The 13,832-nt window shown below is 52.6% G+C and carries 12 protein-coding genes; all 12 read right to left on the bottom strand.

Going from position 1 to position 13,832, the window contains the following annotated elements:
• Positions 1-79: 79 nt before the first annotated feature.
• Complete coding sequence (locus tag EV294_RS25335; protein WP_132311978.1) at positions 80-1,375, bottom strand: glycoside hydrolase family 125 protein; 1,296 nt, start codon at positions 1,373-1,375, stop codon at positions 80-82.
• A gap of 206 nt (positions 1,376-1,581) precedes the next feature.
• The gene (locus tag EV294_RS25330; protein ID WP_132311976.1) at positions 1,582-2,100 is read right to left on the bottom strand and encodes a CBO0543 family protein; all 519 of its coding nucleotides are present in this window, start codon (positions 2,098-2,100) and stop codon (positions 1,582-1,584) included.
• A gap of 27 nt (positions 2,101-2,127) precedes the next feature.
• Positions 2,128-2,682 (bottom strand): CBO0543 family protein, encoded by a 555-nt coding sequence (locus EV294_RS25325; RefSeq protein ID WP_132311974.1) that lies wholly within the window; start codon positions 2,680-2,682, stop codon positions 2,128-2,130.
• Between the two features lie 127 nt (positions 2,683-2,809).
• Positions 2,810-3,961: a GntR family transcriptional regulator gene (locus EV294_RS25320; protein ID WP_132311972.1), complete on the bottom strand. Its 1,152-nt coding sequence runs from the start codon at positions 3,959-3,961 to the stop codon at positions 2,810-2,812.
• 184 nt (positions 3,962-4,145) lie between these two features.
• Positions 4,146-4,841, bottom strand: a complete 696-nt coding sequence (locus tag EV294_RS25315; protein WP_132311970.1) for an SDR family oxidoreductase — start codon at positions 4,839-4,841, stop codon at positions 4,146-4,148.
• A gap of 141 nt (positions 4,842-4,982) precedes the next feature.
• Positions 4,983-6,590, bottom strand: coding sequence for an ABC transporter substrate-binding protein (locus EV294_RS25310; protein WP_132311968.1), 1,608 nt, complete (start codon positions 6,588-6,590; stop codon positions 4,983-4,985).
• A gap of 64 nt (positions 6,591-6,654) precedes the next feature.
• Positions 6,655-7,536: a carbohydrate ABC transporter permease gene (locus EV294_RS25305; RefSeq protein ID WP_132311966.1), complete on the bottom strand. Its 882-nt coding sequence runs from the start codon at positions 7,534-7,536 to the stop codon at positions 6,655-6,657.
• A gap of 10 nt (positions 7,537-7,546) precedes the next feature.
• Positions 7,547-8,461: an ABC transporter permease gene (locus EV294_RS25300; RefSeq protein ID WP_132311964.1), complete on the bottom strand. Its 915-nt coding sequence runs from the start codon at positions 8,459-8,461 to the stop codon at positions 7,547-7,549.
• 75 nt (positions 8,462-8,536) lie between these two features.
• Complete coding sequence (locus EV294_RS25295; RefSeq protein ID WP_132311962.1) at positions 8,537-10,141, bottom strand: response regulator transcription factor; 1,605 nt, start codon at positions 10,139-10,141, stop codon at positions 8,537-8,539.
• Positions 10,116-11,894, bottom strand: a complete 1,779-nt coding sequence (locus EV294_RS25290; RefSeq protein WP_132311960.1) for a sensor histidine kinase — start codon at positions 11,892-11,894, stop codon at positions 10,116-10,118. Before EV294_RS25290 ends, EV294_RS25295 begins: the two co-directional genes overlap by 26 nt.
• Positions 11,895-11,974: 80 nt before the next feature.
• Entirely contained in the window at positions 11,975-12,982 is a 1,008-nt protein-coding gene (locus EV294_RS25285) for a LacI family DNA-binding transcriptional regulator (RefSeq protein ID WP_132311958.1), read from the bottom strand.
• Between the two features lie 110 nt (positions 12,983-13,092).
• The gene (locus EV294_RS25280) at positions 13,093-13,824 is read right to left on the bottom strand and encodes a ThuA domain-containing protein (RefSeq protein WP_132311956.1); all 732 of its coding nucleotides are present in this window, start codon (positions 13,822-13,824) and stop codon (positions 13,093-13,095) included.
• Between the last annotated feature and the right edge of the window lie 8 nt (positions 13,825-13,832).

Below are 13,832 nucleotides of genomic sequence, written 5' to 3'. Positions count from 1 at the left end.
TCATGCCTCCCTTTTTTAGTAACAAACTATCTATTTCGAAGAAAGCCGCCGATAGGCGTTGCCCTCTATGAAATCGCTGTCATTTCGTTTGCACTCGAATCCCGCAATAATCAAGCAGAAGCTCGCTGAACATCATGTTGGCCCATGAGAACCATGGACGGCTGAACTGATACGGGTCATCCGCATGGAAACCTTCATGCATAAAGCCGGTTCCGGCCGTTGTGGCTTCCATCAGGCTGAGCAGCCTTTCCTTCTCGGAGCGGTCATCCGTTGTCAGGCCTTGCATGGCCAGGGCGATATGCCAGATGTAACGGTCCGGGGTATGCGGACTGCCGATCCCGGCTGCCGCTTCGCCTTCGAAGTAATACGGGTTGCCGCTGCTGAGCACAAAGTCTCGCGTATTGCGGTAGACAGGATCGTCCTTCGAGGTATAGCCGAGATAAGGAATCGACAGAAGACTCGGCACGTTGGCATCATCCATAAAATTGTAATTGCCTAGGCCGTCGGTTTCATACGCATAAATTTTTCCAAATCGCGGATGATCGGCGATGCCGTGCGTTTGGATGCCTTGATGAAGCTCCTCGCCAAGCTTAGCCGCTCTTGCCGCAAGCTCCCGGTCGCCAAGCACTTCCTCCGCAATTTCCCTCAGATACCCAAGTACGACAACCGCAAACATGTTAGCCGGTACAAGGTAGCCGTATGCGCAAGCGTCGTCGCTTGGGCGGAAGCCGCTCCATGTCATGCCGGTATAGGCCGTTTCCGTGCCTTTCCCCTCCCGCAGGAGCGTATCCGTCGGCGCGCAGTTGAAGCGCTGGAACGTGTAAGGCGACGCGTTCTCATGGTGCTGCTCCGTTGTCCAAAGCTTCAGAATCGCGTCCGCAGCCAGACGGAAGGTATCGCCGAATTGCGAGGTTCTGCCGGTATTCTTCCAGAACAGATAGCTGAGCTGCAGCGGGTAGCACAACGAATCGATCTCGTATTTGCGCTCCCAGATGGACGGTCCCATGTCCGTCAGATCATCCTGATGTCCTTTGCCGGTTGGCCCGTTGTTGAAGGCATTCGCGTAAGGATCAAGCAGGATTGAATCCATTTGCCTCCGGACAAGACCTTCAATGAGATCGGCCAGCTCGGCGTCCTCGGACGCAAGCACCAGAAACGGACGTAGCTGCGCAGCGGAATCGCGAAGCCACATAGCTGGTATATCACCTGTTATAACAAACGTCGTGCCGTCCGGCATGCGCTGGATGGTCGTTTGCAGCGTATTGTGGATGGCCTTCTCGAATATGGCCGCCCAATTCGGATGCTCCGCCGTCTTTTCCTTAATACGCTCCACCAGTCGCGTTAAGGATGCGGGAATTTCTGTCGATTGCGTCATCAGTTTTCGTGCCTCCTTGATTCCTTTGAACGCTGTTTATAAAACGCTTTCATTTGATATTGCTATTATATTGGCATGCATATGTTATGTCAATATATATTTTTTCGAAAGGTTATACCAACCTTTATACTATTCAACAGGGACTATCGGACGCAAAAGAAAAAAAGCCCCCAGGCTGGAGACTCTTCATGCGATTTCCGTTCGATTTAATTTCTTTGTTCGACGGGAACATTAACCGGGATCTTGAAATACCAGATATAGAACAGGCATAACAGAAACGTGATTCCGTAGGCAACGAGCGGCCTCCTGTGAAAGATCCACAGCAAAGGAAACATGGTGAAGTCAAAAAAGATAGACCAATAAAGACTCCAGCCGTACTGGTAGACGATTCGGTCCGTCAGCATAAATAACCACTCCACCCCTATGTAAACCCCGATGTACCTTGCATAATGACCAACGATTTTGTTAGACCGATCAGGATAATTCGAGATGAACATCAACGCCGTTGCGGGGAATACGACAAAGGTGTATACCATTTCGGTCAAGCTATGGTTAGGAAAAAAGTCCGGCTTCAGCTGCCATAGGAAGTGGCCGGCTGTCAGAAAATTATAGAGCAGATTGCCGATGACAATAAACATCATCGTAGGATGGTACCTTTGCCAATGCCGCCAATCCCCGTATCTCCACGCTGCGAGTACGGTTATAACCCCCAGAATCAAATGCACATCGATTGCCCCTCTTTGTAGTCGAGCTTATGTCAGCTCTTGAAAGTTTTTACGGCGGCTGAAGTAGTGAGCCAATAAATAAATGCCCATCTGGATCGGAAAGGAGTAAGTATATCTCCACTTGAGCGGCTCATATATACCAATCCAATGAAAAATAGGCTCCGCAACGTAAGAGGTTAGGAATGCGAATAGGATGGCTTTCAAGAACGGGCTTCCGGTGGGCTTGAACTGCAGCAAGAACATGATGCCCACAGGCATCAAAGTCACGTCCCAAGGGAAGTAGGTCGGAATCAGCGGAATCACGTTAAACCGGTAATGCCATAATCCATATTGATCCCCAAGCACATCCAGCGTCAGGGACACGATCGAGGACATGAATCCGGCATATTGAATACGGTCCGAGCTTTGCCTGTTCCGCAGCACGAACCACAGTACCCAGGGCAGGGTGCTTAAGGCAACCCCAAACCACCATATTCCCGAGAAAACCACGTACTCTGACCAGATTTGGACTTTTTGGTCAAGCAGCCTTTCGACTTGATAATTATTTTCATCGATCAGGTCCTTGACCTTCTCTTTCTCCACGTTCCTCAACTCCCTGCAAAAATATTGTGCGCCAACCTTATTTTGTTATTCGCCTTTTTCCTTGTCCGCCATGAAAAAAGCGCAAATAAAAAAGCCTCCGCAAAGGAGGCTTTCGCATACGCCGAAACTAGGAGTGGGCCGGACCTGTCGAGTCGCTGACAACAAGCGAAGCATCCAGCAAAATTTTATTCGGTACGGATTGCCCGGCCCAAAGCTTAAGCACGTTCTCGAAAGCAACGCGCCCCATCTCATGCTGATTCTGGCTCAGATGGGTGAACGGGTAACGTCCATTGGTCTCCGGGCAGTCGAAGCAGACGATCGAATAGTCCTCAGGCACGGACTTGCCCATCTGCTGCACCGCTTGAAAGGCAATCTGTCCGATATTGAATTCCGTCGCAAACAGCGCCGTAATCTGCGGGTGCTTGTTCAGATGGGTGATCAGCTTCTGAATATCCTCCTGCTTGTTCTCCTCCGTATTATGCTTCGGAAGCGTGGACGTAATATTCTCCATCCAGATCTCCCGGTCAACAACAATCCCCTTCTCCGCATGGGCTTGAATAAACCCTTCGATCCGCTCCTCGATAGCGGTAGTATCCACCGGCGGAGGCGTCAGAAAGGCAATCGATTTATGTCCAAGCTCAAACAAGTGGTTCGTTCCGTCTTTGGCCGCGCCTACGTTGTCCGTTGCAATGGAGCTGGCCGATATGCCCTTCAAATGGCGGTCGACGAGCACAAACGGGAACTGGTTAATAACCAGCTTCAAGATTTCGGCATTAAAGTATTCGCCCTGCGCCGGAAAAATAATGAGTCCGTCCACGCCAAGCTCCAGCAGTCCCTTGATCGCTTCCTCCTCGAGGGCAGGCATGCCGAACGTGCGCCGGAGAACCAGGTAGCAGTTATGCTCGCGGGACGCTTCCTCCATGCCGTAAATCAGTCCGTTGCCGTAGCTGTCCGCAAAGTCGGTAATCACGAGGCCAATCAGCAGCTTGCCGTCTTCCTTGCGCGTCTTCTGGGTCTGCGCCACCGTTGCTGCCGGCTGCTTCGGCTGCGGCGCCGGCTGATCGGAGACGAAGGAGCCGCGCCCCGGCTGCCGGATAATGAAGCCTTCATTGGCCAGCAGCTCCAGCGCCTTCTTGCTCGTAATCCGGCTGACATGGTATTCGTCGCCAAGCTCCTTCTCCGAAGGAACCCGGTCGCCCGGTACGTATTTCTTCTCTATGATGTCTTCGCGGAGCGCTTCGAAAATCCGTTCATACATCGGTTTCGATGATTCGTTCATCCTGTTCGTTCCCCCGTCTTCCCTCTGACAAGTGTTTATTATATAACAATATATCATGATATATGTTATTTGCCAAGATGAATTGACATGTCAACTGCAAAATAACGACAACACAAAAAAGCCTGTCCTCCCAATCAGGAGACAGGCTTGCTCGATTAAGTATAGACGTTGCTAGTATACGTTGCTAGATTGGCATTTCCCTGCCTGTATAATCCACGAAATTAAACCTGCCTTTCGGCACGAGCCGCCCCTCGATCATCGCAAGGATCCCCTTCGCGCTTTGGCGCGGATCGGTAGGCGCATTTTCCCCGCCCATGTCCGTCTTCATCCAGCCCGGATGCACGCTAAACACCTGAATGCCCCGCTCCTTCACGGCAGACAGCAGCTGCTGCGTGAACATATTCAGCGCCGTCTTCGAGATGCCGTACGGGTAATCTCCCGCATAGGCATTCGAGATGCTGCCAGCTTCGGAGGAAATATTGATGATGGCACCTTGCTTTTCCGTTACCAGAGGAAGGAAATGCTTCACGACCCGCATGGGCCCGAACAGATTGATATCGAAGGTTTTAGCGACTTCCTCGATATTCAGCTCTTCTATCGCGGTATTGCGTTCGACGAGAATGGCGGCATTATTAACGATTGCTCCGATTGCTTTTCCTTGCTCCCGCAATGTCCCCGCTAACGCGGCCACTTCCGCTTCATCCGTAACATCCAGCCGTACAAGCTCCAGCCGCTCGCCGTATTGCTTGGCAAGCTCGGCAAGCCTGCCTTGCCCGGCGGTATCGCGCACGCCCGCAAGAACATGATGGCCGCGCTCCAGCGCTTCGGCCGCCATCTCGTAACCCAGACCCCTATTGGCTCCCGTGATCAGAATATTCATCCCGCAATCTCCTCCTTCATCTTCCATTCCTCTAAACTATAGCATAAAGGGATATAAACATACCTTAGCAGATCCTTTGATAATCCTAAAAAAAGAAGGGTATAACCGCTGTGGATTATACCCTTGCCTTCGTGTTGCCGCTTATTTGCCGTTTGCCGCGCGCCAAGCGTCAAGCTGTTTTTGCGCTTCGGCGATGACTTTGTCCGCGCCTGCCGCTTTTTGCTTCCCGAGCAGCTTCGGAATGTTCTCCTCCGGATCCAGCTGGCCGGATTTCAGTCCGTCAACAAAAGCCTTGTTGGCATTGTCGATGGCGATAATCTCGTTCTTCACCGGCTCCGGATCAAAGATAAAGCCAAACGTGCGGGCCGGACGGCTCGATACCATCTCGTTGAACTTCTCGTAGTTCCGATATTTGTTCGGGTCTTCGCCTTCGCGGGTATAGTTCAGCATCTGGTTGCCGATCTGCCACATAATATCGTGATAGAAGCCGGTGTCGTTCGTCGTTTTGCCTTCAGGCAGCGCGATTTGTCCATTCTTCATAATGTAATGCTTGCCTTCTACGCCGAAGTTGAACAGCGTGAGGAGCTTTTGGTCCTTAAAGAACAGGTTCAGCAGCATCATCGCGCGGGCAGGGTCCTTCGACGTTTTGGAGATGGCCTGCATCGTTGCCGTCATCTTGCCGGTTTGCAGTCTGTCGACGTTTAACGGGATTTGGATCATTTCACGGCCGGCTTTAATGGAGGCGTTAGGCGCTTTCGATACCGCGCCGATCTCCATGTTGGCCAGAATCTCCATGTCGCCTACAAGGGCAAACGCTTTGCCGGCCTGAATTTTCTTCCACGCATCAAGCCCCGGAGTTAATGCGTCCTTATTGATAAAGCCCGCTTTGAACCATTTGTGGGTCAAGTCGGCAAGCTCCTTGTAACGAGGAGTCTCAAACGAATTAATGACCTCATAATTATTCGGATCCGTATTTAATACGTTTACCACCGCTACGCTGGAGATCGTGTCCAGCGTACCGGAAGAATAGTAAGCTTCAAGCGGGAAGCTTGGCGCCGCCAGCGGCGTTACGCCCGGCTCCTTGTCTTTAACGATTTGAAGCAGCGGCTCCAAATCTTCCACTTTGCCGGATTTCAGCGCGGATAAGTCCATATTGTATTTGTCGACCAGCGCCTTGTCGAGATAAACGCCCTGCGAGCCGCCAAGCTCCTGATGGGTATGAATGCCGTACAGCTTGCCGCCGCGTTTGGCGGGCTCGTGGTAATCCTTCTCTACCGCCTCGATATCCGGGCCGTATTGGGCAAGCAAATCATCCAGCGGAAGCAGTCCGCCCTTCAATACCTGCTGGTTATAGCCCAGCCAGTCGGCCGTGAACAGCAGATCGAACTTCTCGTTGGACGCCATCATCAGATTGGTCTTGTCGCTCCAAGCGCCCCAGTCAATCGGGTTCAGCTTCACCGTCATATTCAAATCAGGGTACGTTTGCTTCAAATAATCGTTCATTGCGGTCTGCACGCTGGCCAGATCGGCTTGCGGCGCATCCGGGTACACCATGACGACTTCGTAAGGATCAAGCGCCTTCGCGCCACTCTTTGCCGGCTCTGCCGAAGTATTCGCCGAGCCGGAAGCGGCGCTCTCTTCTTGATTGCCGTTCGAGGTTTTGTTCGTCGACGAGCATCCCGTTGCGGCAAGCACAATCGCGAGAATAAGCGTCAGAAGAACAAGCGAGCTTTGTCTAAACCTTTTCATTCGTGTGACCTCCCCAAAATGATCAAGCTTAAGTTCTTTATACTAAACCGAAGCAAGTTCGGACTTAGCCTTTGACTGCGCCTACCGTCAGCCCTTTGACGAAATACTTCTGCAGGAACGGGAATACGAACACAAGCGGGCCGATCGCCACCATCGCCATCGCCATCCGGATCGATTCCAGCGGCTGCGTGACGTTGGCCGTGCTGCTGTAAGCCTTATTCGCGATGCTTTGCAGGAACGAAGCGTTCATCAGCGTTTTGTTAAGCAGATACTGCAAGGAATACAGCTTCTCGTTATTGATAAACACCAGGCTGGTAAACCAGTCGTTCCAGTAGGATACGATCGTGAACAGCCCGATCGTGGCCATAACCGGCAGGGACAGCGGCAAAATAATGCTGAAGTACGTCCGGTACTCGCTGGCGCCGTCAATCTTGGCCGACTCGACGAGGGACGGCGGAATGCTGTTCGTAAAGAACGTGCGGATAATAAAGACGTTGAAGCCGCCTATTAACCCCGGAATGATAAGCGCAAGCAGCGTGTCCTGCACATGCAGGAACCGGGTATAAACCAGATACCAAGGCAGCAGTCCGCCGGAGAACAGCATCGTGAAGAATACATAGAAACCTAGAGCATTCCGATACGGAAACTCCGTTCGGGACAAGGCGTAAGCCATGGCCGAAGTTATCAGCAGACTTATCGCAACGCCGATAAGCGTAACCGTGATCGTTACCCCGTAAGCCCTCGCGATATTCGCGGAATCATGGATCAGGTAACGATAGGCCGCCCAGTCGAAATGCTTGGGCCAAAACGTGTAGCCGTTTCGCGTCAGATCGTTTTCATTGGTCACCGATACCATAAAAACAAGCCAGAACGGGATTAGGCAAGACAAGCTGAACAAGGTCAGGAACAAAAGGATAAACGGGTTGGTGCGATTCTTCGTCTTCATGCTTAGCCCCCTAGAACAACGCGTTTTCTTTGCTGAATTTCTTCACGGTATAGTTGACCGTAAGGACCAGCACAAAGCCAACGACCGATTGAAGAAGACCTGCGGACGATGCGAGCCCCGTATCGCCGGTTACCAGCAAAGCGTTGTAGACGTAGGTATCGATAACCTCGGTTGTTTCCTTCAGCATCCCCGAAGCCATCGTTGCTTGATAGAACAAGCCAAAGTCCGCATTAAAGATCCGGCCTACCGCAAGCAGCGTCAGAATAATAATGACCGGCGTGATAAGCGGAACGGTAATGGCGGTCATCTGCTTCCATTTGCTCGCTCCGTCTATTCGGGCCGCTTCGTAATACTCCTGGTCGATGCCAACGATCGCCGCCAAATAGACGATGGCGGAGTAACCGACCGTTTTCCACGTATTGACGATCGTAAGGATATACGGCCAATATTTCGGCTCCGCGTACCAGGCAATCGTCTCTTTGCCCATCGGCTCGAGTATCGATTTGTTAATGAATCCAAGCTCCGGATTGAGGAAGCCGTAGACGAGGTAACCAACGATAACCATCGAGACGAAGTTCGGAAGAATGGCCGCGCTTTGGAAAAACTTCGAAAGGACCTTTCTCCTCACTTCGTTGAGCAGAATCGCGAGCAGCACGGCGAATGCCGTGTTGATGACCAGAAACGCCGCATTGTACAAAATCGTATGCTTGATAATCATCCACGCGTCGCTCGAGGCGAACAGAAACTTGAAGTTTCGCAAGCCTACCCAATCGCTGCCCCATACGCCTTTCGTGTAATTCAGATCCTTAAACGCCAGGAATATGCCGAACATCGGAAGATAGTTGTTGATAAAAAGCATGACAATCCCGGGTAACGCGAGAATAATCAAAGCGCGATGCTTCAGCAGCCGTCGCAGCACGGGCATGTGTTTCACCTTCTTGTTGTTTGTATGTCCTAAGTATACGGCCGCCCGGTTGACCCCCCTACCGTTTTTGTAACCTCAGTCTAGTCGTTTTGTGACATTGCGGTATTCTTGCGGATTCACGCCGTATTGCTTCTTGAACATCTTTGTAAAATGGGAAAAGTTCGAGTAACCGACTTGCTGCGCAATCGCGCTGACCGTCATTCCCGTCGCATCGAGCAAATATTTGGCTCTTACCATCTTTGTCTCAATAAGGTAGTCGATCAGGTTCTGCCCGGTCTCCTTCTTGAACAGGCGGGACAAATAAGCCGGGTTCAGACCGACATGCGCGGCCACATCCTCGCGGGAGATGTCCTCCTCCACATTCTCTTTCATATATTGAATCGACTTCTGAACGACGCTGTCGCTCTCTAATGCAGTAAAGGCCGCATCCATGACGGCAGAGACGATATTTGCCGCCCAATGCCTGTACTGGGTCAAGCTGCGGATTTGAGCCGATGCCCACAGCGGGAAGTTCGGCACTTGGCTTGGGCCGATTCCCTTTACGTGCATAAAGCCGTAAACCACCTGCAGCGTATCCAGATGGTAAGTCTCCAGCTGGTTCTGATGAATCTGGCGGGCTTCCAGCTTATCCACGCTCCGGTTAATCAAGGAGATAACCTTGTCCCGCTCCCTGTTCAGCATGTAGGACGTCCATTCCGTTACGTTGATGCTGTCCGGCACAAGCAGCGGCGCTGCCGCCCCGCCTTGCGGAACGTACACGATAACCGACTGCGACTCTTTGACATTGTGACGCTCCCTGTCCTTCAGCCCTTCGCATAGCCCGGACACCTCCTGCAGGCTGACAAACTTCCCGATATAACAGGTGATCTGGCAGTAGAAATAAGTCCGGCATACCTCGATAAATCGTCTTCCGGTCTCCACCCAGCTGCCCGCGGACCTGGCGGCGCCTGCCGTATAGACCATCGCGAACATCACGCCGCCCCGGTCCGTAATGACATCCCCGGCGCAGCCCGAGAGGAACAGCTCTCCGGCTGCTTTTTTCACCGCGTATTCCATAATCTCCTGATCCCGCGCATCAAGAGGCTTATGCCATTCCTCGATACTGATCAGAATAGGCATGACTCTGCCCTCTGCTTCCAGCTCGATTTGGGCATCCCGCAGCCCCCGCTCGAGAAAATCGCCGAACGACAGCTGACGCCGCGACAACAGATCCTGCCAGAAGCGTTCCGCGAGCAGCGGCTGCTGCTTGCGCCACAGCTCCGCGTATTTGCGGTACCCGGCATGATGCTGGATGCTCTCTTCCTTTTCTCTTACCGCCTGCAGCATTAAGGAGACCGCCTGCACAAGCTCCTCGCCGTCGACCGGCTTCAGCAAATAATCAAAGCTGCCGAGGTTAACCGCCTGCTTCGCGTAAGCAAACTCGGAATGGCAGGTAAGGAACAGCGACTCGGTATGCGGCGAATGCTCCTTCACCCAGCGCACCAGCGACAGACCGTCCTCATCGGGCATCTCGATGTCGCAGACGAGAATATCGATGCGGTGCTCCTTTAAGATTGTTCTTGCGGCATCGGCATGGTTGGCGGTAAACACGGCTTCAATGCCCAGCGTTGACCAATCATTGCATTCGCAAATGCCGTCCACCGCAAATTTCTCGTCATCCACGACCAGCATCCGCGCCATGTTCATCCCGCTCCTTTATGTGATCGATAGGTAATGTCAGCCGTATGGCTAATCCTTTGGGTTCGTTTGGCCGGAAGCTGATCCGGGCCCGGCTGCCGTAACGCATAGCCGCCCGCTTCTTCACATTCCAGATTCCGATATGATTATCGTCCGAGGAAGGCTTGTAATCATCCGCCGCCAGCTCCTCCATCCGCTCCTCGCTTAAGCCTTTGCCGTTATCCTTCACTTCGATCCGCATCAGGCCGGCGTCCCCGGGCTCTTGCGAAGCCGTGATTTGCAGCAGGAAGGGCTCCCCTTTTACGCTCATGCCGTGAATCATCGCATTTTCGGCAAACGGCTGCACGAGCAGCGAAGGGATGCGGGCCTCCAACAGCTCCTCCGCGCACCCGATCTCGAAGTCGAAGGTATCCTGGTACCGCATCTTCTGAATCTCCAAATAGTTGCGGATATGTTCGAGCTCCTGCGACAGGGTGATCGTATCCCGGCTTGTTCCGAGCATAAACCGGAAGTAGCCGACCATATGGCGCACCGTCTTCTTCACCAGCTCGTATCTCTTCAAATCCGCCAGCTGAAAAATAATGTTCATCGTATTGAGGAAGAAATGCGGATTGATCTGCGTCTGCAGATGCTTCAGCTCCGCCTTCTGCGCGCTCAGCCGTTCCTCGTACACGTCGATCTTAAGGTCCTTGATCTCGTCCATCATGTTGTTAAAGGTATGGTTGATTATGGAAAACTCGGTAATCGGCGAATCCGGCAGCTTCATCTCCATATCGCCGTCCTTCACGCGCCGGATGGTGCCGAGCAGCTGAAGAATGGGGGCCAGAATGATGCGCCGGAATACAAAGAGATAGATCAGCAGGATAATCAGGACAAACAGCGGGAGCAAATTAATAACCGTCTGGAATTGCTTCAGCCCCTTCAACAGGTCCGAATAAGGCAGAACGACGGCCATGCTAATCCCGCTGAGCGGCGACTTGCTCGTAATGATAAACAGCTTCCTGCCCCCGTCCGAATAAGAGAAGGACGTATTCCTTGCCAGCTTGTCGGCCGGAAGCCGGAAATCCTTGCTTAAGCTATCCGACAGCTTGGACAGAATCCTGCCGTCTTCCCCCGCAAATAGCACGTCGCCGCCCGTCCGCACCTCTTGAAGAGGCAGCTTTAACGTATTCATGCTGATCAAGGCGCCGATATACGCGTTATTGGTCGTATCATCGCTGACGACCCTGTGCAGATAATAGTCCTCTCCGATCTTGACGACCTTCCATTGATACAGAAGCGGCTGCAGCCTTTCCGCGTTGTTAAGCGTCTGCGTAATCCAGCTGCTGACCTGATCATGATCGGTATCGCTGATCACATTCGTTGTCGCGAGCACGTTATTGGGCTTCGAATATACGTAAAACGTGTCTACCGTATGGTAATAGGAACGGTAGGCCGAGTTTCTCTGAATCAGCTCCATCTGGGCAAAATAGTATTCCGAATCGGACAGCCCCGTCTGTCCGAACTTCTGAAAGTTCTCGTCATGGTCCACGTTGTAGACCATATTCGTCGTAATGTCGTCCAGACTCCGGTCGATCATGTTCAGATTGGAATTGACCATATTCTGATAGGAACTCGCCACCTGCGTGAGCACGACATCCTGCGCGTAATGACCTGCCGCGAACAAAATAAGCAGAAGCGGCAAGGTGACGGCCGAGAACAACAGGATGAACCGCGAGCTTAGCTTCTTTGTTTTTTTCATGGATTTGCCAAACATGGTGGAACCTCCCGCACCCAATCTAAGAGCAGAAAATGCGTGACAGACCTCTTGCATTGGCCCGCCACGCATTTCCTGTTTTATGTACGCAAATCCTTGACCGTCTGCCGTTCCACAATCTCATGCGGAACAATTAGACTCGGGACGGTCTTTCCCGTCTCAATCATCGCAATCACCTTGCCGGCCGCATCGCGGCCCAGCTGCAGCAGGGGCTGCCCGACTGTCGTCAGTGCCGGGTAGATCATCCTGGACAGCCGGATATTATCGTAGCCCATCACGGACAAATCCTCCGGCACCCGAATGCCTTGCCGCAAAGCCGCATTCATGGCTCCGACGGCCATCTCGTCGCTTGCGGCAAAGACGGCCGTTATCCCGCGGTCCTGCGCTAGGAGCGTTTCCATCGCCGCATGGCCGCTGTCATAATGGAAATCCCCGTAAGCCACCCGCGAGCTGCGGAACGGAATTCCTTTGTCGTACAAGGCATCCTTATAGCCCTGCAATCTTGGCACGCCCGCTATCGGATCCTCCGCCGTGCCGGCGATCATCGCGATATCCTTGTGTCCCTTGCCGATCAGATAACGGACCGCGTCGTAGGAAGCCTGCCGGTCATCAACCTTCACGAACGGAACCTTCGCATCCTCATTCTCGGAGGAGACGAGGACAAGCGGCACCTGCATCGTATCCAGCATTTGCTTGTATTCGTTCTTAAGCACCTCGCTGGCGAAAATAATGCCGTCGATCTGCCGCTCCCGAAGCACCTGCAGGTATTTCATCGTCCGGTTTCCGTCTACCTCCGTATTGCAGACCAGCACGCTGTAGCCCCGCTCCAGCGCAAATTCTTCGATCCCCTGCAGCACGGCCGATGCGAACTCGTTCGTAACGGCAGGGAACATCACCCCAATCGTCTGGGTGCGCCTGTTATTCAAGTAACGCGCTATGGCGTTTGGATGATAGCCCATATCCTCTATTGTCTTGATCACCTTTTGTTTGGTTTTATCCGAGTAGCCTGTTAATCCGTTTAGAACTCTGGAAACCGTGGCGATTGATACATTAGCTTCTCTAGCAACATCTCTGATTGTCGGTATCATAGACCATCCATCTCATTCCATGAAGTATTGCCCCGTTCCTTTTACGTAACCGGTTACCTCAAAGTATATGGTCCTGAAAAACGCTCTGTCAATCGCCTTGAATCAGTAAATTATTTACTTCTATTCTCTATCGGCTCCACGCGTCCGTAAGAGGCTGCCGCTCCTTGCGTCGGAGCCGCCCAATGCACGGCATTTTTGATAACGTGAAGAATCTCCGGCTGGTGGTAAATCGGGAAGGTCTCATGTCCCGGACGGAAATAGAACAGCTTGCCTTTGCCTCTTCGGTAGCAGCAGCCGCTGCGGAATACTTCTCCGCCTTCGAACCAGGAGATAAACACCAGCTCATCCGGTGCCGGAATCTCGAAGCGCTCACCGTACATCTCTTCCTTCGGAATTTCAATGTATTCGCCAAGGCCGTCGGCAATCGGGTGACCGTGCTCGATAACCCAGATCCGTTCCTTCTCGCCGTCATCCCGCCATTTGAGCGCGCCGGTCTTCGTGCCAAGCAGCTTCTCGAACACTTTGGACGCATGGCCCGAATGAAGAACGATCAGCCCCATGCCCTGCAGCACCCGGTCCCTTACCTTCTCGGCAATATCGTCCCGTACTTCATGATGGGCCAGATGCCCCCACCAGATCAGCACGTCGGTGTTGTTGAGTACGTCGTCCGTGAGGCCATGCTCCGGCTCGTCAAGCGTAGCGGTTCCGACCTCAAGGCCTTCAATGGTTTTCAAGTACCCGCCAATGGCATTATGAATGCCTTCCGGATAGATGCCTTTTACATGCTCGTTATGCTTCTCGTGGCGATACTCGTTCCATACGGTTACTTTAATTTGCTTCATGTTCGATA

Source organism: Paenibacillus sp. BK033, from assembly GCF_004345425.1.
Taxonomy (GTDB): Bacteria; Bacillota; Bacilli; order Paenibacillales; family Paenibacillaceae; genus Pristimantibacillus.
Note: the sequence above shows the minus strand (reverse complement) of the source record. Positions and strands in the feature narration are given on the sequence as shown.